The organism is Polaromonas sp. CT11-55, assembly GCF_047303325.1.
Lineage (GTDB): Bacteria > Pseudomonadota > Gammaproteobacteria > Burkholderiales > Burkholderiaceae_C > Polaromonas.
Window position 1 is genome coordinate 47,560 of sequence record NZ_JBKBEX010000010.1, and the last position, 21,212, is coordinate 68,771.

At 64.4% G+C, this 21,212-nt stretch carries 21 protein-coding genes; 12 read left to right on the top strand and 9 right to left on the bottom strand.

Going from position 1 to position 21,212, the window contains the following annotated elements:
* Nucleotides 1-161 precede the first annotated feature (161 nt).
* Nucleotides 162-2,030: a potassium transporter Kup gene (locus ACEN8I_RS11530; RefSeq protein ID WP_413328583.1), complete on the top strand. Its 1,869-nt coding sequence runs from the start codon at nucleotides 162-164 to the stop codon at nucleotides 2,028-2,030.
* Nucleotides 2,031-2,057: 27 nt separating this feature from the next.
* Here ACEN8I_RS11530 and ACEN8I_RS11535 read toward each other — a convergent pair whose 3' ends face one another.
* Complete coding sequence (locus ACEN8I_RS11535; RefSeq protein WP_413328705.1) at nucleotides 2,058-5,030, bottom strand: L-glutamate gamma-semialdehyde dehydrogenase; 2,973 nt, start codon at nucleotides 5,028-5,030, stop codon at nucleotides 2,058-2,060.
* Between the two features lie 121 nt (nucleotides 5,031-5,151).
* Here ACEN8I_RS11535 and ACEN8I_RS11540 point away from each other — a divergent pair, with 121 nt between their 5' ends.
* The 3 genes from ACEN8I_RS11540 (at nucleotide 5,152) to ACEN8I_RS11550 (ending at nucleotide 7,646) form a co-directional block, all read left to right on the top strand.
* Complete coding sequence (locus ACEN8I_RS11540) at nucleotides 5,152-5,631, top strand: Lrp/AsnC ligand binding domain-containing protein (RefSeq protein WP_413328585.1); 480 nt, start codon at nucleotides 5,152-5,154, stop codon at nucleotides 5,629-5,631.
* 204 nt (nucleotides 5,632-5,835) lie between these two features.
* Complete coding sequence (locus ACEN8I_RS11545) at nucleotides 5,836-6,975, top strand: ABC transporter substrate-binding protein (protein WP_413328586.1); 1,140 nt, start codon at nucleotides 5,836-5,838, stop codon at nucleotides 6,973-6,975.
* 113 nt (nucleotides 6,976-7,088) lie between these two features.
* Nucleotides 7,089-7,646, top strand: coding sequence for a DUF3617 domain-containing protein (locus tag ACEN8I_RS11550; protein ID WP_413328587.1), 558 nt, complete (start codon nucleotides 7,089-7,091; stop codon nucleotides 7,644-7,646).
* Nucleotides 7,647-7,814: 168 nt separating this feature from the next.
* Here the strand turns inward: ACEN8I_RS11550 and ACEN8I_RS11555 are convergent, their stop codons facing one another.
* Nucleotides 7,815-8,516: a YggS family pyridoxal phosphate-dependent enzyme gene (locus ACEN8I_RS11555; RefSeq protein WP_413328588.1), complete on the bottom strand. Its 702-nt coding sequence runs from the start codon at nucleotides 8,514-8,516 to the stop codon at nucleotides 7,815-7,817.
* A gap of 47 nt (nucleotides 8,517-8,563) precedes the next feature.
* Here ACEN8I_RS11555 and ACEN8I_RS11560 point away from each other — a divergent pair, with 47 nt between their 5' ends.
* Nucleotides 8,564-9,607: a type IV pilus twitching motility protein PilT gene (locus ACEN8I_RS11560; protein ID WP_074578797.1), complete on the top strand. Its 1,044-nt coding sequence runs from the start codon at nucleotides 8,564-8,566 to the stop codon at nucleotides 9,605-9,607.
* Nucleotides 9,608-9,756: 149 nt separating this feature from the next.
* The gene (locus ACEN8I_RS11565) at nucleotides 9,757-10,893 is read left to right on the top strand and encodes a PilT/PilU family type 4a pilus ATPase (RefSeq protein ID WP_413328589.1); all 1,137 of its coding nucleotides are present in this window, start codon (nucleotides 9,757-9,759) and stop codon (nucleotides 10,891-10,893) included.
* On the opposite strand, the gene ACEN8I_RS11570 is transcribed toward ACEN8I_RS11565, so the two are convergent.
* Nucleotides 10,890-11,837, bottom strand: a complete 948-nt coding sequence (locus ACEN8I_RS11570) for a LysR substrate-binding domain-containing protein (RefSeq protein ID WP_413328590.1) — start codon at nucleotides 11,835-11,837, stop codon at nucleotides 10,890-10,892. The genes ACEN8I_RS11565 and ACEN8I_RS11570 overlap by 4 nt on opposite strands.
* 116 nt (nucleotides 11,838-11,953) lie before the next feature.
* On the opposite strand from ACEN8I_RS11570, the gene ACEN8I_RS11575 reads away from it, so the two are divergent.
* From ACEN8I_RS11575 to ACEN8I_RS11585, 3 genes are all read left to right on the top strand, one after another.
* Nucleotides 11,954-12,385, top strand: coding sequence for a 4-oxalocrotonate tautomerase (locus ACEN8I_RS11575; RefSeq protein ID WP_413328591.1), 432 nt, complete (start codon nucleotides 11,954-11,956; stop codon nucleotides 12,383-12,385).
* 75 nt (nucleotides 12,386-12,460) lie between these two features.
* The gene (locus ACEN8I_RS11580; RefSeq protein WP_413328592.1) at nucleotides 12,461-12,844 is read left to right on the top strand and encodes a tautomerase family protein; all 384 of its coding nucleotides are present in this window, start codon (nucleotides 12,461-12,463) and stop codon (nucleotides 12,842-12,844) included.
* 160 nt (nucleotides 12,845-13,004) lie between these two features.
* Complete coding sequence (locus tag ACEN8I_RS11585) at nucleotides 13,005-13,919, top strand: NAD(P)-dependent oxidoreductase (RefSeq protein ID WP_413328593.1); 915 nt, start codon at nucleotides 13,005-13,007, stop codon at nucleotides 13,917-13,919.
* Nucleotides 13,920-13,988: 69 nt separating this feature from the next.
* Here the strand turns inward: ACEN8I_RS11585 and ACEN8I_RS11590 are convergent, their stop codons facing one another.
* Nucleotides 13,989-14,651 carry a BON domain-containing protein gene (locus ACEN8I_RS11590; RefSeq protein WP_413328594.1) on the bottom strand — a complete coding sequence of 221 codons (663 nt, stop codon included), beginning with the start codon at nucleotides 14,649-14,651 and terminating at the stop codon, nucleotides 13,989-13,991.
* Nucleotides 14,648-15,247: a phosphoheptose isomerase gene (locus ACEN8I_RS11595; RefSeq protein ID WP_413328706.1), complete on the bottom strand. Its 600-nt coding sequence runs from the start codon at nucleotides 15,245-15,247 to the stop codon at nucleotides 14,648-14,650. Before ACEN8I_RS11595 ends, ACEN8I_RS11590 begins: the two co-directional genes overlap by 4 nt.
* Nucleotides 15,248-15,519: 272 nt before the next feature.
* Between ACEN8I_RS11595 and ACEN8I_RS11600 the strand changes: the two genes are divergently transcribed.
* Complete coding sequence (locus ACEN8I_RS11600) at nucleotides 15,520-15,828, top strand: hypothetical protein (protein WP_413328596.1); 309 nt, start codon at nucleotides 15,520-15,522, stop codon at nucleotides 15,826-15,828.
* A 34-nt stretch (nucleotides 15,829-15,862) separates the two neighbouring features.
* On the opposite strand, the gene ACEN8I_RS11605 is transcribed toward ACEN8I_RS11600, so the two are convergent.
* The gene (locus tag ACEN8I_RS11605; RefSeq protein WP_413328597.1) at nucleotides 15,863-16,318 is read right to left on the bottom strand and encodes a YraN family protein; all 456 of its coding nucleotides are present in this window, start codon (nucleotides 16,316-16,318) and stop codon (nucleotides 15,863-15,865) included.
* Between the two features lie 50 nt (nucleotides 16,319-16,368).
* Here ACEN8I_RS11605 and rsmI point away from each other — a divergent pair, with 50 nt between their 5' ends.
* Nucleotides 16,369-17,217, top strand: a complete 849-nt coding sequence (gene rsmI / locus ACEN8I_RS11610; RefSeq protein WP_413328707.1) for a 16S rRNA (cytidine(1402)-2'-O)-methyltransferase — start codon at nucleotides 16,369-16,371, stop codon at nucleotides 17,215-17,217.
* A complete protein-coding gene (locus tag ACEN8I_RS11615; protein WP_413328599.1) occupies nucleotides 17,214-18,446 on the top strand; it encodes a multidrug effflux MFS transporter in 1,233 nt (410 codons plus the stop codon). Before rsmI ends, ACEN8I_RS11615 begins: the two co-directional genes overlap by 4 nt.
* Nucleotides 18,447-18,466: 20 nt before the next feature.
* Here the strand turns inward: ACEN8I_RS11615 and ACEN8I_RS11620 are convergent, their stop codons facing one another.
* The 3 genes from ACEN8I_RS11620 to ACEN8I_RS11630 all read right to left on the bottom strand — a co-directional run bounded on the left by ACEN8I_RS11620 (nucleotide 18,467) and on the right by ACEN8I_RS11630 (nucleotide 21,184).
* On the bottom strand, nucleotides 18,467-18,949 hold the full coding sequence (locus ACEN8I_RS11620; protein WP_413328600.1) for a hypothetical protein: 483 nt from the start codon (nucleotides 18,947-18,949) through the stop codon (nucleotides 18,467-18,469).
* A 78-nt stretch (nucleotides 18,950-19,027) separates the two neighbouring features.
* On the bottom strand, nucleotides 19,028-20,083 hold the full coding sequence (locus ACEN8I_RS11625; RefSeq protein WP_413328601.1) for a 3'-5' exonuclease: 1,056 nt from the start codon (nucleotides 20,081-20,083) through the stop codon (nucleotides 19,028-19,030).
* Between the two features lie 159 nt (nucleotides 20,084-20,242).
* Nucleotides 20,243-21,184 carry a LysR family transcriptional regulator gene (locus ACEN8I_RS11630; protein WP_413328602.1) on the bottom strand — a complete coding sequence of 314 codons (942 nt, stop codon included), beginning with the start codon at nucleotides 21,182-21,184 and terminating at the stop codon, nucleotides 20,243-20,245.
* Nucleotides 21,185-21,212: the final 28 nt, after the last annotated feature.

The window sequence follows — 21,212 nt, forward strand, 5'->3', positions numbered from 1 at the left end:
ACAAGTTGTTGCGGTGCAACAAAATCGGTATTAGTTGGATTTAGGGGTGCCCGCCGACTTGCAAGCCGGGCCCCCGGGCGCAAAATAGCGTTCCCAAAGGTAACCATTCCCGCCGCTTCGGACCCGCTTGAACGGGCCGGGCGCAAAGACGGGAAGTTTTTGTGTCTAGTCAAAAATCATCACTCGCGGCGCTCACCTTGGGCGCCATCGGTGTCGTCTACGGCGACATCGGAACAAGCGTCCTGTATGCCGTCAAGGAAGTTTTCGGTTCCGGGCACGTTCCCTTCACCCCCGACAACGTCTACGGCATCCTGTCCATTTTCTTCTGGACGCTGACCGTCATCGTTTCCATCAAGTACGTGGCGTTGGTACTGCGGGCCGACAACAACGGCGAAGGCGGGCTGATTGCCATGCTGGCGCTGGCCTCCACCGCGGTGAAGGACAAGCCCCAGCTGCGCCGCACCCTGCTCGTCGTGGGCATTTTCGGCACCTCCCTGTTCTACGGCGACGGCGTCATCACGCCGGCGATTTCTGTGCTGTCGGCGGTCGAGGGCCTGGAAGTCGTCTCGCCAGCCTTCAAACAGGGCGTGATCCCTATCACCCTGGTCATCCTGTTTGCCCTGTTCGCGGTGCAAAAGCACGGCACCTCCGGCATAGGCAGGTTTTTCGGACCCATCACACTGATCTGGTTCGCCGTGCTGGCGCTGCTGGGCATTTCGCAGATCGCCACCAACCCCCACATCCTGGTGGCGCTGAGCCCGCATTACGCGGTCATGTTCATGTGGGGCAACCCCGGTACCACTTTCATCATCCTGGGCGCCGTGGTGCTGTGCGTGACCGGCGCCGAGGCGCTGTACGCCGACCTCGGCCACTTCGGCAAAAAACCGATACGCCTGGCCTGGTTCTCGGTGGTCATGCCATCGCTGGTGCTCAATTACTTCGGCCAGGGCGCCCTGCTGATCAGCAACCCCGCCGCTGTGAAGAACCCCTTTTATCTGATGGCGCCCGAGTGGGCGCTGCTGCCGCTGGTGGGTCTGGCCACCATGGCCACGGTGATCGCCTCGCAAGCCCTGATCACCGGGGCCTTCAGCGTGACCAAACAAGCCATCCAGATGGGCTATCTGCCGCGCCTCAATATCCAGCACACCAGCGTGCGCGACACCGGCCAGATCTACATGCCTTTCGTCAACTGGGGCCTGTTCATCACCATCGTGCTCGCGGTGGTGATGTTCCGCTCGTCCAGCAACCTGGCGGCCGCCTACGGTATCGCGGTCTGCACCGACATGCTGATCACCACCATCCTGACCTTCTACGTGATCCGCTACGGCTGGAAGTACCCGCTGAGCCTGTGCATCGCCGCCACCGGCGTGTTCTTCCTCGTCGACTTCGCCTTCTTTGCCTCCAACCTCATGAAGCTGTTCGCCGGCGGCTGGTTCCCGTTGGTCATAGGCGGCGCCGTCTTCACGCTGATGATCACCTGGAAGGAAGGCCGGCACCTGCTCAATGAAAAGCTGCGCGCCGACGCGATAGACCTGCCCAGCTTCCTGGACGCCGTTTTTGTGAGCCCGCCCGCCCGCGTCGAAGGCACGGCCGTGTTCCTGACCGCCGAGCCCGGCAGCGTGCCCAACGCGCTGCTGCACAACCTCAAGCACAACAAGGTGCTGCACGAGCAGAACCTGTTCGTGACCGTGCGCAACCACGAGGTCCCCTGGATAGGCATGAACAAGCGCCTGGAAATCCAGGCACTGGGGCATGACTGCTGGCAGGTCAATGTGCACTACGGCTTCAAGAACGACCTGGACCTGCCCAAGGCCCTGCAGCAGATCAAGGGCCGGGGTTGCGAGCTGGAGTCCATGACGACCAGCTATTTCCTCTCGCGCGACACTGTGATCCCGACAATTGGCAGCGGCATGGCGCCATGGCGCGAAAAACTTTTTGCGCAGATGCACCACAACGCGAGTGGGGCGGCTGACTTCTTGAATTTGCCGAACAACTCCGTGGTGGAGCTGGGCAGCAAGATAGAAATCTGACGCCCGCCCGCGAGGGCGAGCAAACCCTCAAACGCCGCCCGCCAGCAGCGCGGCATTCCCGCCAGCCGCAGTGGTATTCACCGTCACCGTCTGCTCAGCACAGAAACGGTAAAGATAATGCGGCCCGCCGGCCTTGGGACCGGTGCCGGAGAGCCCCTCTCCGCCAAAGGGCTGCACCCCCACCACCGCGCCAATCATGTTGCGGTTCACGTAAATGTTGCCGACATGGGCCGCCGCGGCCAGCGCCTGTGCGCGTGAATCGATGCGGGTCTGTATGCCCAGGGTCAGGCCGTAGCCCAGTGAGTTGATCTGCGCGATCACGGCCTGCGGGTCCTTGAGATCGCCGCTGCCCCAGCGCACGACCTGCAGCACCGGGCCGAAGATTTCATCTTTCACGTCGGCCAGGCTGGACACTTCAAAGGCCGCGGGCGGGATGAGGTTGGCCGGTGAAACCGGGGCCGCCGGTGCGACCAGCACCTTGGCGCTTGCACCCAGGCGCTGCAAATGCTTCTGGATGTTGTCAAAGGCCTCACGGTCTATCACCGGGCCGACGTCGGTGGCGAGGTCTGCCGTCTCGCCGGCTGCCAGTTCGCGCGCCGCGCCCTGGATCATCTCTATCACGTGGTCGGCGATGCCTTCGTGCACGCACAGCAGGCGCAGCGCCGAGCAGCGCTGGCCGGCGCTGCGAAACGCGCTTTGCACCACCGCGTCGGCCACCTGCTCAGGCAGGGCCGTGCTGTCGACCAGCATGGCGTTGATGCCGCCGGTTTCGGCGATCAGCGGGACGATGGGGCCGTCCTTGGCGGCCAGCGCGCGGTTGATGATTTTGGCGACCTGGGTGGAGCCGGTGAACACCACGCCTGCCACCAGGGGTGCCGCCACCAGCGCCGCGCCCACGGTCTCGCCGGGGCCGTGCGCGAGCTGCAGCGCACCTTCGGGTACGCCGGCTTCATGCAGCAGCTTTACGGCCTCCCAGGCAATGCCGGGCGTCTGCTCGGCGGGCTTGGCCAGCACGGCGTTGCCGGTGGCCAGGGCGGCCGCGACCTGGCCGGTGAAAATCGCCAGCGGGAAATTCCAGGGGCTGATGCAGACCCAGACGCCGCGGGCCGTGAGACGCAGCTCGTTGGTCTCGCCTGTCGGACCGGGCAGGGCCACCGGCTGCATGATGCGTTCGGCCTCATTGGCGTAATAGCGTAGAAAGTCCACCGCCTCGCGCACTTCCGACACGGCGTCGCCCCAGGTCTTGAAGGCTTCCTTGACCAGCAGCGCGCAGAACCTGGGCATTTGCCGCTCCATCGCGTCGGCGGCGCGGCGCAGGAAAGCCGCGCGCTCGGCCACGTCCACTTTGCTCCATTGTCGATAAGCGCCGGCGCCCTTTTCCACCACAGCCGCGGCCTGCCGGGGGTCAAACTCCGGCACCACGGGCACTGGGGTAATCGCCAGCGCGGCCAGCAGCGGCGCGCGCATGCTGCCCACCGTGAGGTCCAGACCCAGGCTGTTGGGCCGGCCGGGGCCGTAAAGCGCGGGCGGCAGCGGCAGCGAGGACTCGGACTCCAGCCGCAGCGGCGAGGTCAACAGCTCGCCCATGCCGACCGACTCGTCGGCGAGCTGGTGCACAAAGGAGGAATTCGCGCCGTTCTCCAGCAATCGGCGCACCAGGTAGGCCAGCAGGTCGCGATGCGCGCCCACGGGGGCGTAGACGCGGCAGCTGATCAGCGGGTTCTTGAGCACCTCGCGGAACACTCCTTCGCCCATGCCATGCAGGCGCTGCAGCTCGAAGGGCACGGCATTGCGCGAAGCCATCTGCAAAATCGCGGCAATGGTCGCTGCATTGTGGCCGGCGAACTGCGGGTAAATCGCATCGGGCGCGGCCAGCAGGGCCTGCGCGCAGGCCAGGTAGGACACGTCGGTGTGGTGCTTGTGCGTGAACACCGGATAGTGCGGCAGGCCCATCTCCTGCGCGCGCTTGATTTCCGAATCCCAGTACGCGCCCTTGACCAGGCGGCACATCAAGCGCAGCTTGTACTTGCGGGCGATGGCGGCGATGTGATGGATCAGATCCAGCGCGCGCGTCTGGTAGGCCTGCATGGCCAGGCCGAAGCCCTGCCACTGCGGGTGGTGTTGGGCCACCAGCGCGGCCAGCGACTCAAAGACGTCGAGCGAAAGCTCAAGCCGGTCGACTTCCTCGGCATCTATCGTGAGGTTGATATTGGCCCGGGCCGACAGCTCGCACAGGCCCCAGACACGCGGTACCAGTTCGGCCATCACACGTTCGCGCTGCGCGTCTTCATAACGCGGATGCAGCGCGCTGAGCTTGATCGAGATACCGTCGTTTTTTTCGGTCGGGCCAGCGGCATTCGCGCCGGCGGCGATGGCCTGGATGGCATGGGTGTAGCTCGCCAGGTAGCGCAGCGCATCGGCGTCGGTGCGCGCGCCCTCGCCCAGCATGTCGTAGCTGAAGCGCAGGTTGGGGATTTTTTTGCGGCTATCGTCGGCCTCGCCCATGGCGTCGCCAATGGTCTGTCCCAGCACGAATTGCCGGCCCAGCAGTTGCACGGCGCGCAGGGTGGCGGCCACCACGGTGCGCGCGCCCAGCTTGCTCATCAGGTTGGGATGGCCGCCTTCGGGCAAAAACAGCTTGGACATCGCGATCGCGGAGGCCGACAGGCGCGCCATCACGCCGTCGCCGGCGCCGTCGAAATCCGCGCGCCCCAACTGGTCGGCCGTCAGGGCAATCGCGGTTTCGGCGTCCGGCACGCGCAGCAGGGCTTCGGCCAGGCGCATCAGGGCCAGGCCCTCGGCGCTGGAAATCGGGTATTCCTTGAGCAGGCTTTCCATGGCCCAGAAAGGCGGCGGGTTGTCGCGCACGGCCTGCACCCAGGGCTGGGCCGAATGCGCCGCCGCGGCCCAGTCCAGCGCGCCGGCCAGGCTTCGCAGCTGGCCGGCCACGATCTCGGATTCAGGGCGGTAAGGAAAAGGCAGGCGCGGGGAGGTGAACATCAGGGGCTCCATGGAGGATTTCACGGTGTGGGGCACTTATTCAGTGGATGCATCGATGTTCCGTTGAATAATGACGAATTTCCCGCTAAATTTCTAAAAATAACCGAATAATTCACTACTCATGTTTGAAGCCTCCGCAGAAATTGACCGCATAGACCTCAAAATCCTGAATGTTTTACAGCAGGACGGCCGGATTTCCAACCTCAAGCTGGCCGAAAGCGTCGCCCTGTCGCCCACGGCCGTATTGGCACGGGTACAGCGCCTGAGCCGGGACGGCTACATCCTGGGCTATGAGGCCCTGCTCAATCCGCTCAAGCTGGGCGCCGGCATGATGGTGTTTGTGGAGGTGCTGCTGGACCGCACCACGCCCAATGTGTTCGAGGCCTTCAAGGCCGCGGTGCAGGTGCGCCCTGAAATCACCGAATGCCATATGGTGGCGGGCGGCTTCGACTACCTGCTCAAGACCCGCATGGCCGACATGGCGGCCTACCGCTCTTTCGCCGGCACCGTGCTGTGGCAGCTGCCGGGCGTGCGCGAAACCCGCACTTACGCGGTAATGGAAGAGGTCAAGAGCACCACCCGGCTGGCACTGGGCGTGTAAGCCCTGCGGGACATTCATCACGCAATTCGAGACTTTTGCGGCATTTTTGCCCCTCTTGAGGCACTGCAAGCGCAAGAACGGGGGCTAACCGTGTTGCCAAGCCGGCGGGCTTGGGATACCTTGGCAGCACAACACCTAAGTAGTGGATTGCATAGGTCGCCGCAGCCGTATCCCCGGCAGCGGACAACATCGGAGGGCTTCCTGATGAACAACCAGCCATGGTCCCGGTTCGGCGCACTGCTGCTGGCGCTGGCCGCCGGTAGCGCGCACTGCGCGGAAACCGGTGTCAGCGACAGCGAAATCCTGGTCGGGCAGTTCGCCGCCCAGACCGGCCCCGCGGCCGAGCTGGGCAAGCGCATGCAGCTGGGCATACTGGCCCACTTCAATGCGGTCAATGCGGCGGGCGGCATCAACGGCCGCAGCCTCAAGCTGGTCTCGCGCGACGACGGCTATGAGCCCGAGAAGGCCGCCGCCGCGGTCAAGGCCCTGATCGAAGAGGACAAGGTGTTCGCGCTGGTCGGCTCGGTCGGCACGCCGACCACCCTGGCCGCCGTGCCGGCCATCAACGCGGCCGGCATCCCGCTGATAGGCCCCTTCACCGGCGCGCAGGCCCTGCGCGAGCCCTTCAACCGCAACATCTTCCATGTGCGCGCCAGCTACTTTGACGAGACCGAGCGCATCGTGCAGCACCTGAGCACTGTCGGCATCACCAGGATCGCCGTCTTCTACCAGAACGACTCCTACGGCAAGGCCGGGCTGGAGGGCGTGACGCGGGCGCTGGCCAAACGCAACCTCAAAGCCGCGGCCAGCGTCACCGTCGAGCGCAACAGCGTGGACGTGGCCGCGCCGCTGGCGGAGATCCTCAAGGCCGCGCCCGAAGCGGTGATACAAATCAGCGCCTACAAATCCTGCGCCGCGCTGATCAAGCAGGCCCGGGCCAAGGCCTACGGCGGCCAGTTTTTCAACGTGAGCTTCGTCGGCTCCAAGGCCCTGGCCGAGGAACTGGGCGATGCCGGGGCCGGCGTGACGATTTCGCAGGTCGTGCCCTTTCCCTACACGCCCTCCTCGGCCATCGTGCGCGAGTACCAGCAGCGCATGACGGAAGCCGGCAACAAGGATTTTGATTTTTCGAGCATGGAAGGTTTTCTCGCGGCCAAGGTCTTCACCGAGGGACTGCGCCGCGCCGGCAAGAACCTGACCCGCGAAAGCCTGGCCACGGCGCTGGAATCGATGCGCGACCACAACATGGGCGGCTTCACCATCAACTACGCGCCCAAAAGCCACGAAGGCTCGCGTTTCACCGACCTGACCATCATCGGGCGCGGCGGAAAATTCATGCGTTGAAGCGGGCCCGCCGTTCGGGCAAGGGCCGCGCCGGGGCTTGCCAGGCGGCGCTCCCTGGCCATAATGCGAGCACAAACCACACCCCTCTCTGTCCGACCTCACCAGGAGTGCCTATGAAATCCACCTCTCTTCTGCTGGCAGGCGCCACACTGGCCTTCGCCGCCGGCGCTTATGCGCAAACCACCAAGCCCGGTTTGTGGGAAATCACCAACAAGATGCAGTCGAGTTCCGGCGAAATGGAAAAAGCCATGGCCAATATGGAAAAGCAGATGGCCAGCATGCCGCCCGAGCAGCGCAAACAGATGCAGGACATGATGGCCAAGCAGGGCATGTCCATGGGCTCGGGCTCTGGTGGCGGCATGAGCATGAAGGTATGCATCACCAAGGAAATGGCCGAGCGCAATGAGTTGCCGCAGCAGCAGCAAGGCGACTGCAAAACCACCCGTTCGCCGGGCAGCGGCAACACCATGAAGTTCTCTTACGCCTGCACCCAGCCGCCCTCCAGCGGCGAAGGCGTGATGACCTTCAACGGCGACACCGGCTACACCATGAAGATGAACACCACGACCACCGTCAAGGGCAAGCCCGAGAAGATGACCATGGATGCCACGGGCAAATGGCTGTCGGCCGACTGCGGAAACATCAAGCCCATCACCCCTCCGAAGAAGTAGCCCCCACGCTTTTCACTTCGTGTAATACGCTGCCCCCCGAGGGGGCGCTGCGCCTGCGGCCTGGCAAAGCCAATTCCGCGGCCCCTGCTTGCCTTACTCCCTATCCCTCTGGGAGAGGGCGGGGGTGAGGGCCGACGGCGATTGAAAGTCAGCCCGCCACGTCGCGGCTTACCGGCTTCCGAAGATGGCGGTGCCTACGCGGACCATGGTGCTGCCCGCATGGATGGCGGCTTCGAGGTCGGCGGTCATGCCCAGCGACAAGGTATCCATTGGTACGGCCAAGACACCGGAAGCGTTGACGGCATCGAAGACGGCCTTGGTCCTGGCATGCACCGCGCAGGCCGCGTCGAAATCGGCGGCGGGTTCGGGAATGGCCATCAGGCCGCGCAGCACCAGGCGCGGCAGCTGCGCGACTTCCCGCGCCAGGGCCTGGACCTCGGCCGGGGGCAGGCCCGACTTGTTGGCGCCGCCGTCGATGTTGACCTGCAGGCAGATCTGCAGCGGCGGCAGGCTGTCAGGCCGCTGCTCGCTCAGGCGCTGGGCGATCTTGAGCCGGTCGACCGACTGCACCCAGTCAAAATGCTCGGCGACCAGGCGGGTCTTGTTGCTTTGCACCGGGCCTATGCAGTGCCACTCCAGGGCCTGGCAGCCCGGCCGGCCCCGCAGCGCGAGGATTTTTTCCACGCCCTCGGCGATATAGTTTTCGCCGAAGGCGCGCTGCCCGTCCGAGGCGGCGTCGGCGACGGCATCGGCGCCGAAGGTTTTGGAAACGGCCAGCAGCCGCACGGTGGCCGGGTTGCGCCCGGCGGCGAAGCAGGCCGTGGTGATACGGTCACGGACAAGCTGGAGATTGCGCACAATCGTGGTCATAATCGAACTGTAAACTTTAGTTGAGTCATTTTTAGAAGGGTCCCGGGATGGATATCACGCAGTTGCTGGCCTTTAGCGTCAAGAACAAGGCGTCCGACTTGCATTTGTCGGCTGGCTTGCCGCCCATGATTCGGGTTCACGGCGACGTGCGGCGCATCAACATCGACCCGCTGGACCACAAGCAGGTGCATTCCATGGTGTACGACATCATGAACGACACCCAGCGCAAAACCTACGAAGAATTCCTGGAGGTCGACTTCTCGTTCGAGATCGACGGGCTGGCCCGCTTTCGTGTCAATGCCTTCAACCAGAACCGCGGCGCCGGCGCCGTGCTGCGGACCATTCCGTCCAAGATTCTGACGCTGGAGCAGCTCAACGCCCCGAAAATTTTCGGCGACCTGGCGCTTAAACCGCGCGGTATGGTGCTGGTGACGGGCCCCACGGGCTCGGGGAAGTCCACCACGCTGGCGGCCATGGTCAACTTCCTGAACGAAACCGAGTACGGCCACATCCTCACGGTGGAAGACCCCATCGAGTTCGTGCACGAATCCAAAAAATGCCTGATCAACCAGCGTGAGGTCGGCCCGCACACGCTGAGCTTCAACGCCGCGCTGAAATCCGCACTGCGCGAAGACCCGGACGCCATTCTCGTGGGCGAAATGCGCGACCTGGAAACCATACGCCTGGCCATGTCGGCCGCTGAAACCGGCCACCTGGTCTTCGGCACGCTGCACACCTCCAGCGCCGCCAAGACGATCGACCGGATCATCGACGTGTTCCCGGCCGAGGAAAAGGAAATGATCCGCTCCATGCTGTCGGAGTCGCTGCAGGCTGTGATCTCGCAGACGCTGTGCAAGACCAAGGACGGCGCGGGCCGGGTCGCGGCGCACGAGATCATGCTGGGCACCTCCGCAATCCGCAACCTGATCCGCGAAGCCAAGGTCGCGCAGATGTATTCGGCCATCCAGACCGGCAACAGCGTGGGCATGCAGACCCTGGACCAGAACCTGACCGACCTGGTCAAGCGCAATGTGATTTCCGCCGCGGAAGCACGAGGCAAAGCCAAAATCCCCGAGAACTTTCCGGGCTAGAGATGGGCAACACGCACAACACGGACTTGCTCCCTGCCAGCAGGGGCCGCGGAACCGGCTTTGCCGGGCCGCAGGCGCAGCGGCCCCTCGGGGGCAGCGCAGTACACGAAGTGACAAGCGTGGGGCATTAATGATTAAAGGAGCCGCTCATGGAACGCGACCAGGCCAGTAAATTCATCAACGACTTGCTCAAGCTCATGGTCAGCCGCAACGGCAGCGACCTGTTCATCACAGGCGACTTTCCGCCGGCCATGAAGGTGGACGGCAAGGTGACCAAGGTGTCGCCGCAGCCGCTCAACGCCAACCACACGCTGGCGCTGGCGCGCTCCATCATGAACGACAAGCAGGCGGCGGAGTTTGAGCGCACCAAGGAATGCAACTTCGCGATCTCGCCACCCGGCGTGGGTCGTTTTCGCGTGAACGCCTTCATCCAGCAGGGCAAGGTCGGCATGGTCATGCGGACGATTCCGGCCACGCTGCCCACCATCGACGGGCTGGGCGTGCCCCAGGTGCTCAAGGAAGTGGTGATGAGCAAGCGCGGCCTGACCATCCTGGTCGGTGCCACCGGTTCGGGCAAGTCGACCACGCTGGCCGCCATGGTGGACTGGCGCAACGAGCAGTCCTACGGCCACATCATCACGATTGAAGACCCGGTGGAGTTCGTCCACGCGCACAAGAACTGCGTGATCACGCAGCGCGAAGTGGGCCTGGATACCGACAGTTGGGAAGCGGCCCTGAAAAACACGCTGCGCCAGGCGCCCGACGTGATCCTGATGGGCGAGATCCGCGACCGCGAGACCATGGAGCACGCCATCGCCTTCGCCGAAACCGGCCACCTGTGCCTGGCCACGCTGCACGCCAACAGCGCCAACCAGGCGCTGGACCGCGTGATCAACTTTTTCCCCGAAGAGCGCCGCACCCAGTTGCTGATGGATCTGTCGCTCAACCTCAAGGCCATGATCTCGCAACGCCTGGTGCCCAAGCAGGACGGCAAGGGCCGTTTTGCCGCGGTGGAAGTCATGCTCAACTCGCCGCTGATCTCCGACCTGATCTTCAAAGGCGAAGTCTCCGAGATCAAGGAGATCATGAAGAAGAGCCGCAACCTGGGCATGCAGACCTTCGACCAGGCCCTGTACGACGCCTTCGAAAGCCACTTCATCACCTATGAAGATGCCCTGCGCAATGCCGACTCGGTGAACGACCTGCGCCTGCAGATCAAGCTCAATTCGCAGCGCGCCAAGTCGACCGACCTGTCGGCCGGCACCGAAAACTTCGCCATCGTTTAAACCGCTGAACTACCGGTTTTAGTGTGGCCGGGAGCCACGCCAGAAGAAGTGAAATCCACGAAGCAGGCCTGAAGGTAATCGATGGTGGCGCGAATTTTGGGGGCCCGGTGGCGCTCGGCCAGGATCACCGCATCAATTGAATAAGCACCGCTTACCGCGTACCGGGCCAGCACTGGCCTCAGCCGGCCCTGCGCCACCAGCGTGCGGCCGATAACATCATTGATGCGGGCAATACCCGCTCCAGCCAATGCAAGCGACACCACTGCCGCGCTACTATTGACGCGCAACTGCCCCTGAACTGCAAGTGTGCTGACAGCCGTACCGTCTGCAAAACCCCATTGGTTATGGGTAATCGAAGCGGTATTTGATATCAGACTGTGCGATTGAAGATCCGCCGGTGTACGGGGAACTCCATGCTTCCTGAGGTACCCGGGTGAAGCATACAACGCCCGCCCATGGCTCCCCAGGTTTCTGGCAACGGCTGTCTGTGGAGGTGCGACACCCGCCCGCACAACGATATCCACCGCCTCATCGGCCATGCTGACAAGGCGATCGTCAAGGTGCAGGTCCAGTTTCAATTCCGGATGCAAGGCTCGCAACTTGCCCAACCCCGGGATCAATACATATTCAGCAAGAAGTTGGCTGATGCTCAAGCGCACCGTACCCGCCACCGACCGGCTTCGGCTGGCGAAACTGTTTTGCAACTGCCTGTGCTCGGCAAGAATGCGCTGCGCATATTCAAGAAAGACCTCACCTTCGTCGGTAAGGGAAAGGCTGTGGGTGGTCCGATGCATCAGCCGCAGGCCGCATTGGGCCTCCATGCGCGCCAGCGAACGCGACATATGGCTGGCCGCAACATTGCGCTCCCTCGCTACCGTCGAGAGCGACTGTGCGGATGCAAGTTGTGAAAACAGCGCGAAATCATTCAGGCTGAGATTTTTCATGCTTGTGCAGATTTGACACAAGCATTATGCATTCTGAGATGTTTCCAACAGGAGGCATTCTGGGCACAGTTCACACCGCACGGACATATTGCACCGTCAACCATCAAAGGACTTTTATGCCCATCTCCATCCAGCTATCCCGGGGGCTTTTAACAGTGGCCGGCGAACGTGAGGTTTTCTCCAGGATCGCGGACGCCTTGTTGCAGGTACATGGCCTCGGCGGAAACGCATTCCTGGCTCCCACAGTCATCGGGCATGTCGATATTTACCCTGAAGAACACAGCTATGCCGGCGGCAAACCCCAGTCGCTCGCGGTCATTGAGGTCAAGGTTCCCTCCGTCACTTTTCCTGACGAGTCTGTGAAAAGCCGCTTCGTCAAAGTGGCCACGGACATTATTGATGAACTCAAGGCGGGTGGACACCCGAGAGACCGCACCTTCGTCAACGTGACCTACGCCGTTGACGGTGCCTGGGGAATTGCCGGCAAGGCCTATACCAACGCCGACCTGGGACGCGCCATCGGGGCGGCCGCAGGCCAGGCAAGCTGAGGAGTCAGCCCCACTCGCGCCCGCATCCACTTAAGAGCGCCACAACACGCGTGCCAATCAATCGAAAGGAAACACATGCCGCTCGTACGAATCGACCTTCCGGATACCACATCGGACGAAGAGTGTTCAGCAATCTCCCAGCTTGTGCATCAGGCCCTGGTAGACACCTTCAATGTCCCAATGCCGGATCGCTTCCAGATACTTACGCGGCGCACGCCGCACGAACTCATCTGCTCCGAGGAGTTCCTCGGTGTCAGGCACTCCGCCCATGTGGCCTTCATTCAGATATTCTGCGCACCCGGCCGTTCACTGGAGATGAAGAAGGCGCTATTTTCGGAAACCGCGCGGCAAGCTTCTTCGCAATGCAGCTTCAGCGCGGCGGACGTCATCATCAACCTGGTTGAAACGCCCCGGGAAAACTGGTCTTTTGGAAACGGCTTGATGCAGTACAGCCCGTGAGGGGATGCGGGGCTACAGGTTGTGGGTCCGCCGCGGGGGAGCACAAAATGAAAAGTGGGCCCTCTTCGCGCCGAAAGCAGGCCCTCTGCGACAAACCACGCGACCAAGCCATAATCATTGCTGCTCAACCTTTAACCGACGGACTTGGAGAGATTTCACTGTGCCATCTACCAACCCCAAAACCTACGAACCCTCTTCCGCCCGCCAGGTCGCCTTCCTGGGCCTGGGTGTCATGGGTTACCCCATGGCCGGGCACTTGGCGCTGGCCGGCCACAGTGTCACGGTCTACAACCGCAGCCCGGCCAAGGCTGCCGCATGGGTCGCCGAGTTCGCGTCGACGAACAAGCCGGCGCACGCCGCCCTGCCCCGCCTGGCGGTAGCCGGCGCCGATATCGTGTTTTGCTGCGTCGGCAATGACGACGACCTGCGCGCCGTTACCCTGGGCGCGGACGGCGCCTTCGCCGGCATGAAGCCGGGCGCCATTTTTGTCGATCACACCACGGCCTCGGCCGATGTGGCGCGCGAGCTCTACGCGGCGGCGGCCAAACTGGGCCTGCAGTTCATCGACGCCCCGGTGTCGGGCGGCCAGGCCGGCGCGCAGAACGGCGCGCTCACCGTGATGTGCGGCGGCGACAAGGCGGCATTCGACGCCGTCAAACCCGCCGGCATGGCGTTTTCCAAGGCCTTCACGCTGATGGGCGCCAGCGGCGCGGGCCAGCTCACCAAGATGGTCAACCAGATCTGCATCGCCGGCCTGGTGCAGGGCCTGAGCGAAGCGGTGGCCTTCGGCCAGAAAGCCGGGCTGGACGTGAACCAGGTGCTGGAAGTGATCGGCAAGGGCGCGGCGCAAAGCTGGCAGCTCGACAACCGCGGCAAGACCATGGTCGCCGACAAATTCGATTTCGGCTTCGCCGTCGACTGGATGCGCAAGGACCTGGGCCTGGTGCTGGACGAGGCCAAGCGCAATGGGGCCCGGCTACCGGTCACCGCCCTGGTGGACCAGTTCTACGCGGATGTGCAGGCCATGGGCGGCCAGCGCTGGGATACCTCGAGCCTCATCAAGCGCCTGCGCTAAGCGCGCGTCACAGGCAAAAAAAAAGCGGCCGTACCGGGCAAGCCGGTGCGGCCGCTTTGCTTTTGGGCCTCAGCCTCCCGCGGGCTTGGTGCTTTGGGCCGGTGGCGTGGCGGGCTTGGCCGGCAGCATGCGCGCCAGCTCTTCCTCGCTGATGATCTCGAAAATGCGGATGACCTTCTGCACGCCCGGCGTGGAGCGCACCACCTCGGTGGCGCGATCGGCTTCACGCTGCGTGACACGGCCCATCAGGTAGGTCGTGCCGCGCTCCGTGATCACCTTGAAGGCGTTGGACGACAGGTCGCGCGCATCGAGCAGCATGGCCTTGACGCGGCCGGTGACCAGGGCGTCGGAAGAGCGCTGCGTCAGGGTCGAGGCGCCCATGATGGACAGCTCGTTGACCACCGAGTTCACGTTTTCCACACGCGCAACGATCTGCTCGACCAGTTGTTTGTCCTGGGCATTCGGCACTTCGCCGGTGAGCAGCACCTGACGGTTGTAGCTGGTCAGGTTGACATGCACGCGCTCGCCGACATTGCTGCGGATGCGGCTGGTGGCGCGCAGCTCTATGCCCTCGTCCTCGAGTTGCGCGCCGGAGGTGCGGCGGTCGGTCGCCACCATCGCGCCGCCCGCGACGCCGCCCACCACCAGCGGGAAGCAGGCCGTCAGGCTTGCGCCCAACAGGGTGGCCGTGACCACGGTCAAAGTCAGCCGTTTAAACGAAACACATTTCATACAGAGGTCTCCTGGTCGCCAAGTAACTGGGTATCCACGCCATCGCAGATGCAATGGAGGACAAGAAGGTGCACTTCCTGGATACGCGCGGTCCGCTCATGCGGCACGCAGATATGCACATCGGTTTCACGCAAGGCGTGGGTGATCTTGCCGCCGCCGCGGCCCGTCAGGGCCACCACGGTCATCTCGCGCTCATGGGCGGCTTCGATGGCGGCCAGCACATTGGCCGAGTTGCCGCTGGTGCTCATGGCCAGCAGCACATCGCCGGCGACGCCCAGCGCGCGAACCTGCTTGGAGAAGATCACCGAAAAATCGTAGTCGTTGGCAATCGCGGTGAGGATGGAGCTATCCGTCGTCAGGGCGATCGCGCCCAGCTCGGGCCTCTCGCGTTCATAGCGGCCGACGAACTCGGCGGCGAAATGCTGGGCATCGGCGGCCGATCCGCCGTTGCCGCAGGCCAGCACCTTGCCGCCGCTGGTGACACTGGCCAATATGGCCTGCACCGCCGCCGCGATCGGTTTGGAGAGAACCTGGGCGGCCTGGTACTTGAGGTCGGCGCTGTCGATAAACTGCTGTTCAATGCGTTGTTCAAGCATGCGCCAATGATAGCGGGTCATGGTGGCCCTCTGATTGCCGGCCGGCGCAGGTCGGCCGGCCCGCCCCGGCGATCTTTATAGAATCGAAGGCTTTGCGAAAAAGCAGCCGCCCCCCGGGTAGGCCTGCCCCGTATCGCGGGGCACAAAAGCGGAACTAGTTCCAGGAACTATGTCCCGGTTCATTCCAAAAATGCGGCGCGCGACCGCCGCTTGCGGAGAAATTGGGCCATCATCGATACACACGGTTACCTAACAAACCAGTCCCCACGCACATGAGCAGTCCCGTCTTTGATCCCGAGGTCGTGAGCAGAGTGACCACCGCCTTTATGCAGGCAACGGCCGCGAGATGGTCGTTTCCGAGCGTGGAGCTGCAGGACCGCGACACCTTCATGCTGATACGCGTAGACGTTCCGCCCTCGGACCAGCGCGACATCGACCTGCCCGTGCGGCAATCCATCGCACTCGCGCTCAACCAGGCCGTGCCCGTGCATTTCACGCAGAAGTTCGGCCACTGGATCGTCACCTTTCTGCGCGACAACAAGATGGTCGAGACCGTGCACCCGAGCGAATTTCAAACCTGACGAAGCGAGCCCCCGCAATGCCGGCGGGCACGGTTCACGAAGCGTCGAACGCGGCCGGCAGCCATTCGATGGCGGTGCCCGCCTTTTGACCGAGCGCGCCCTGCACCAGCACCACGTCAAAACGGCAGGGCGGCGGGCTCGCGAAACGCATCAGGTAGTGGCGCGCCGCCAGCACGATGCGCTGCCGTTTGGCGCTGCTGATGCTGGCCGCCGCGCCGCCGTGTGAGTCATCCGCCCGCTGCCGCACCTCCACGAACACCAGCGTGCCGTCGGGCGCGCGCATCACCAGGTCGATCTCGCCGCCGCCGCGGCCGGGCGTTCGATAATTGGCCTCCACAAAGCGCAAGCCGGCCCGTTGCAGGTAAGCGCGCGCGGCGGATTCCGCAGCATCGCCGCGCGACTTGGTGGTAACCTGACCGGGCTCGGGCCGCGCCTCGGCGGCCGCGGCCACCGGCGGCACCTTGGAAACCTGTTTTCTGGAAAACCACATTGAACGCTTCTTTCGACCTGGCCCTGGATGCGGCGCGCGCCGCGGCGGGCATGCAGCATTATCCGGAAAGCGCGCTGTATGTCGTGGCCACGCCCATAGGCAACCTGGCCGACATCAGCCTGCGCGCGCTGCAGGTGCTGCAGCTGGTGGATGCGATCGCCTGCGAGGACAAACGCCACTCCCAGCCCCTGCTGCGCCAGTACGGCATCGATAAACCGCTGCTTGCGGTGCATGAGCACAACGAGGCGCAAGCCGCGAACCTGGTGATCGAGCGCCTGCAGCGCGGCGAGCGCGTGGCCTACGTCAGCGATGCCGGAACGCCCGCCGTGAGCGACCCGGGCGCGCGCCTGGTCGCGGCGGTGCGCGCGGCCGGCCTGGCCGTCATGCCCCTGCCCGGAGCCAGCAGCGTCACCACGGTGCTCAGCGTGGCCGGGTTGGCCAGCCCTGGCGGCGAGACCGGTTTTGTCTTTGCCGGCTTCCTGCCGAACAAGGCCGGCGAACGCGACCAGGCCATCGCGGCGCTGCAGGCCGATGCGCGCGCCATCGTCATTCTTGAAGCACCGCATCGCATCGAGGCGCTGGCGCGCGCCATGGCCGTTCTGGGGCAACGCCTGGTCACCGTGGGCCGCGAATTGACCAAGCAGTTCGAGGAAATCGCGACGCTGCCGGCGCAGGACTTCGCGGCCTGGCTGGCCGCGGGGCCGCAGCGCACACGCGGCGAATTCGCCCTGGTGCTGCACCCGTCCATCGCGCCCGAAAGCGCCGAGGACGGCACGCGGGTGCTGCGGCTGCTGCTGGCCGAACTGCCGCTCAAGACTGCCGTGAAGCTGGCCGCGGACATCACCGGCCTGGGACGCAACGAACTCTACGAAACCGCCCTCAAACTCAAAAACGCATGAATCCCAATGCCGACCAGCTCTGGCGCGCCCCGCGCTGGACACTTGCCGCCCTGCTGGCCATTCTCGGCATGCTGGGGCCGTTTTCCATAGACACCTACATCCCGGCGTTCTCCGGCATCGCGCAGTCGCTGGGCGCCTCGCCGGTGCAGATGCAGCAGACGCTGTCGGCCTACCTGTTCGGCTTTGCCTTCATGAACCTGTTCCACGGCGCGCTGGCCGACAGCTTCGGCCGCCGGCCGGTGGTGCTCTGGGGCATCGCGCTGTTCACCCTGGCGTCGGCCGGCTGCGCGCTGTCGCAAAGCATAGGCCAGCTGGTCTTCTTCCGCGCCGTGCAGGGCCTGTCGACGGGCGCCGGCATCGTGGTCTCGCGAGCCGTGATCCGCGACATGTACCCGCCGGCCCAGGCCCAGCAGGTCATGAGCCAGGTCACGATTTATTTCGGCGTGGCGCCCGCGCTGGCGCCCATCGTCGGCGGCTGGCTGTTTGTGCACCTGGGCTGGCACAGCATCTTCTGGTTCCTCACCGGCGTGGGCGTAGTGCTGTGGGCAACCAACTTCCGCTTCCTGCCCGAGACGCTGCCGCCGCTGGACCGCCAGCCGTTTGAGGTGCGGCATTTGATGCGCGGCTACTGGCAGTTGGGCTCCAGCCCGCGCTTTTTGCTGCTGGCTCTGGCCAGCGGCGTGCCCTTCAATGGCATGTTTTTATACGTGCTGTCGGCGCCCGCGTTTCTGGGGGACCACCTGGCGCTGCAGCCCACCGAGTTCTTCTGGTTTTTTCTGCTCACGATTTCCGGCATCATGTCCGGCGCCTGGCTGAGCGGCCGGCTGGCGGGCAAGATCGCGCCCAAGCAGCAGATACGCCACGGCTTCGTCATCATGCTGATGACCTCGCTGCTGAATCTCACGGCAAACCTGCTCTTCACGCCGCATGCCTCCTGGGCGCTGTTCCCGATCGCGGTGTTCGCCTTCGGCTGGGCGCTGATGGTGCCGGTGGTCACGCTGCTGGTGCTGGATCTGTACCCCGAGCGGCGCGGCATGGCGTCGTCGCTGCAGGCCTTTATCGGCTCCACCGCCAACGGCATTGTGGCCGGCATCGTCGCTCCGCTGGTCATGCATTCCACGCCCGCGCTGGCCGCGGTGTCACTGGGCATGATGTGCATAGGACTCACGGCCTGGATGTATCTGCACCACCGCTGGCCCGAGATAGGCCGCGTCGCCTCGCGCGACTGAGGGCGGAACCAGGAACCGCTTTACAAGCGGTCGTTCACCCTGACCGGGAACTCCATGCCCTGGCCCACACGCTGCACCACGTAGCCGGCATCGAGGTAGACAAAGAAAAACATGTCCTGGACGCCGTCCCGCCAGCGGTAGGTCATGATGTCGCCCGACCAGGAGGCCACACCGTCTACCTTCGCGGGAGGCCCGAACTCGCGCTCCACGTCCGCACGCGTCCATTTGCCGACTTCTATCCTGGAGAAGTCCTGCGGGTTCAGGACCTGCCTGGCGCTCACCACCTTGCCCGTCGCATCGAGGTCAACCATCACAGCCGTCTGGCCCGAGGGCTGGCGGGAATACTGCAGGCGCGTGCCCGAGGCCAGCGCCACCGTGCGCGTGGGCGTTCCATAGCTCGCGAGGACCTGCTCGCGCGACATCCCGGGCTGCACGCCGACGGCACAGCCCGCGGCCAAAAAAGCGGCAAGGGCCGCTGCGGAAACGGTTTTAACCATAGTCATAAGGGGTAACTCCTGGATTCATCCCTGAATCTGTCTGACATCGCCGGTGCATGAATGTTCCCGGTGAACCGGAACGGACTAGCTGTTCAGTTGCGCCCAGCCCGGCGTGCCCGCGCGGCCCGAGTAGCGGCTCGTCGCGTCGTAGCGCTCCCACGCCAGCCGCGCTGCCCGCCCGCCATAAACATCCCGCTGCAGCCATTCACATTCGGCCTGCAACGCAGCGTCGCCGCCCAGCCGCGTGTGCCAGACCTTGGCGGTGCTGTCCCAGCGGTAGCCGCGGTTCTTGAGCAACTCTTTGGCCGCAAACGGCGCACCTGTGGCCTGCAGGCGGTAGCTGGGCAGGCGGGCGGTGGACAACAAGTGCGCCAAGCCGTTCACCCCCTGGCCCGGCAGCCCGGCCAGCAGCACCGCCAGCAGCGCATGGCAGTCCATCTCGGCGCGGTGCGCATCGTAAAACCAGCCGAGTTCGGACGCCAGGTAACTGAGCTTGGCCGAGCTGTGGCCTGCCGCCGTCCAGTCGATGTCGGCAAAAGAGCAGGCCCAGTTCAAGGCCTGGGCCCCGGGGATCAGGCCCTCCACAAAGGGACGGTCAAAACCGGCGTTGTGCGCGATGACAAGGTCCACGCCCTCCAGCAGGCTGCCCACGCGCGCCATGTCCAGCGTTTGGCCGGCCAGCATCTCGTCGGTGATGCCGGTGATCTCGCGCGCGACCTTCGGCACCGGCATGCCCGGGTCGCGCAGCCCGTCGTAGACCTGGACCGGGCCCGTCGCGAGGCCGGTCCGCGTGTCGACCTGGATGCGCAGCAGCGCCAGCTCCATGATCTGGTCGCGCGAGGCGTCCAGCCCCGTGGTTTCGGTATCCAGGATCACCACCTGGGCTACGGGCCCCTGCGGCGTGTGCGGAAATTCCATGGCCGGCACCAACCGCCTGAGCACGCGGTAGTCAGGGTGACGCTCAAGCGCCAGGGCCATGGCCTCGGGACCGGCGCCCACGACGGCAGGCACGGCGAGGACGGCGGGAGGAGTCGCCACGGCTTTGGCGGCCCGGGGCTTGCGCGCCTTGGCGGGAGCCGCCTGCGCGGCCGGCACCAGTGCGTCCTCGTCAAAACCAAAACCCAGCTGCCCGCCGGTCATGCGCACAAAAAGGCCTGAGGCCTCTGGGGGTGGATACCGTCTTGCATGCTGAGCTCCCGGATTTGCTAGGAATAAAGCACGCTATCTTCGCAGATAGCCAGCCAGCAGTCCTTTCATGTCGGCACCGTTTACCGTGCAAGAGGCCGAGGCATTCGACGCCTATGCGCGCGCCGGCTCTGCGGCTTTGTGCTGCCGCGCGAAGCTCTTGGCCAGGTCCAGGAAATTCTTCTCGGCTGGCGAGTCACTGTCTTCGCGGCTCACCAGCGTGATGGGGGCCACCAGGGCGGGCCTGGCATTGCGGATGCGGCAGTACACCACGCTCTCGCGGTGGAAATTCTTCATCGAGGCGGGAACGACGGAGACGCCCGCGCCGGCCGCGACCAGACTGATGTTGGTCAGCATGCGCTCGACCTCCGTGGCGATCTTGAGCGTGAAGCCCGCCTGTTCGCAGGCCTCGATCAGGTCGGAATACATGCCCGGCGCACCGTGCCTGCGCACCAGGATGAACTGCTCATCGGCCAGGGCCCTCAAGTCAATGACCGGCATCTTGTCCCTGGCGGCGCCCGCGACCAGCGCGTGGCCCACCGGCAGGATCAGCAGCATCTCTTCTTCCAGCAAGGAAAAAAAACTCACGCCGCGCGGATGGCTGACGGGCGAACGCAAAATCGCGACATTGACCGTACCCCTGTCTATGCCCTCGGTCAGCTCGGCCGCATTGGCTTCCCGCAGGTCCAGGTGGACATCGGGATAGGCGTCGCGGTAGGCGCGGATGATGCCGGGAATCAGGGGATGGGCCGCGGCCGAACTGGTAAAGCCTATGGCCAGCGTGCCTTCAAAACCCTGAGCGGCGCGCGCCGCGCGCGCCGAGGCCTGCTCGACGCCGCGCAATATGGCCTTGGCCTCCTGCACAAACACGGCGCCGCCGGCCGTCAGCGCCGCGCCTTTGGGATGGCGGCGGAACAACTCGAAACCCAGCTCTTCTTCCAGCAGCCGGATCTGGTGGCTCAGGGGCGGCTGCTGCATGTTGAGTCGCTCGGCGGCGCGCGTGAAGTGCTGCTCCTCGGCAACCATCAGGAAGTAGCGCAAGTGTCTAAGTTCCATCGCCTCAGCCCATCTTTTAAAGATATTA

Bases quoted from the DNA above. Each gene is read 5' to 3' on its own strand.
- ACEN8I_RS11550 (WP_413328587.1), top strand. From the start codon at position 7,089: ATGAAATCCACCTCTCTTCTGCTGGCAGGCGCCACACTGGCCTTCGCC.
- ACEN8I_RS11570 (WP_413328590.1), bottom strand. From the start codon at position 11,837: ATGAAAAATCTCAGCCTGAATGATTTCGCGCTGTTTTCACAACTTGCA.
- ACEN8I_RS11555 (WP_413328588.1), bottom strand. From the start codon at position 8,516: ATGACCACGATTGTGCGCAATCTCCAGCTTGTCCGTGACCGTATCACC.
- rsmI (WP_413328707.1), top strand. From the start codon at position 16,369: ATGCAGCATTATCCGGAAAGCGCGCTGTATGTCGTGGCCACGCCCATA.
- ACEN8I_RS11575 (WP_413328591.1), top strand. From the start codon at position 11,954: ATGCCCATCTCCATCCAGCTATCCCGGGGGCTTTTAACAGTGGCCGGC.
- ACEN8I_RS11540 (WP_413328585.1), top strand. From the start codon at position 5,152: ATGTTTGAAGCCTCCGCAGAAATTGACCGCATAGACCTCAAAATCCTG.
- ACEN8I_RS11620 (WP_413328600.1), bottom strand. From the start codon at position 18,949: ATGACTATGGTTAAAACCGTTTCCGCAGCGGCCCTTGCCGCTTTTTTG.
- ACEN8I_RS11560 (WP_074578797.1), top strand. From the start codon at position 8,564: ATGGATATCACGCAGTTGCTGGCCTTTAGCGTCAAGAACAAGGCGTCC.
- ACEN8I_RS11580 (WP_413328592.1), top strand. From the start codon at position 12,461: ATGCCGCTCGTACGAATCGACCTTCCGGATACCACATCGGACGAAGAG.
- ACEN8I_RS11600 (WP_413328596.1), top strand. From the start codon at position 15,520: ATGAGCAGTCCCGTCTTTGATCCCGAGGTCGTGAGCAGAGTGACCACC.
- ACEN8I_RS11545 (WP_413328586.1), top strand. From the start codon at position 5,836: ATGAACAACCAGCCATGGTCCCGGTTCGGCGCACTGCTGCTGGCGCTG.
- ACEN8I_RS11615 (WP_413328599.1), top strand. From the start codon at position 17,214: ATGAATCCCAATGCCGACCAGCTCTGGCGCGCCCCGCGCTGGACACTT.
- ACEN8I_RS11625 (WP_413328601.1), bottom strand. From the start codon at position 20,083: ATGACCGGCGGGCAGCTGGGTTTTGGTTTTGACGAGGACGCACTGGTG.
- ACEN8I_RS11605 (WP_413328597.1), bottom strand. From the start codon at position 16,318: ATGTGGTTTTCCAGAAAACAGGTTTCCAAGGTGCCGCCGGTGGCCGCG.
- ACEN8I_RS11630 (WP_413328602.1), bottom strand. From the start codon at position 21,184: ATGGAACTTAGACACTTGCGCTACTTCCTGATGGTTGCCGAGGAGCAG.
- ACEN8I_RS11535 (WP_413328705.1), bottom strand. From the start codon at position 5,030: ATGTTCACCTCCCCGCGCCTGCCTTTTCCTTACCGCCCTGAATCCGAG.
- ACEN8I_RS11590 (WP_413328594.1), bottom strand. From the start codon at position 14,651: ATGAAATGTGTTTCGTTTAAACGGCTGACTTTGACCGTGGTCACGGCC.
- ACEN8I_RS11595 (WP_413328706.1), bottom strand. From the start codon at position 15,247: ATGCTTGAACAACGCATTGAACAGCAGTTTATCGACAGCGCCGACCTC.
- ACEN8I_RS11565 (WP_413328589.1), top strand. From the start codon at position 9,757: ATGGAACGCGACCAGGCCAGTAAATTCATCAACGACTTGCTCAAGCTC.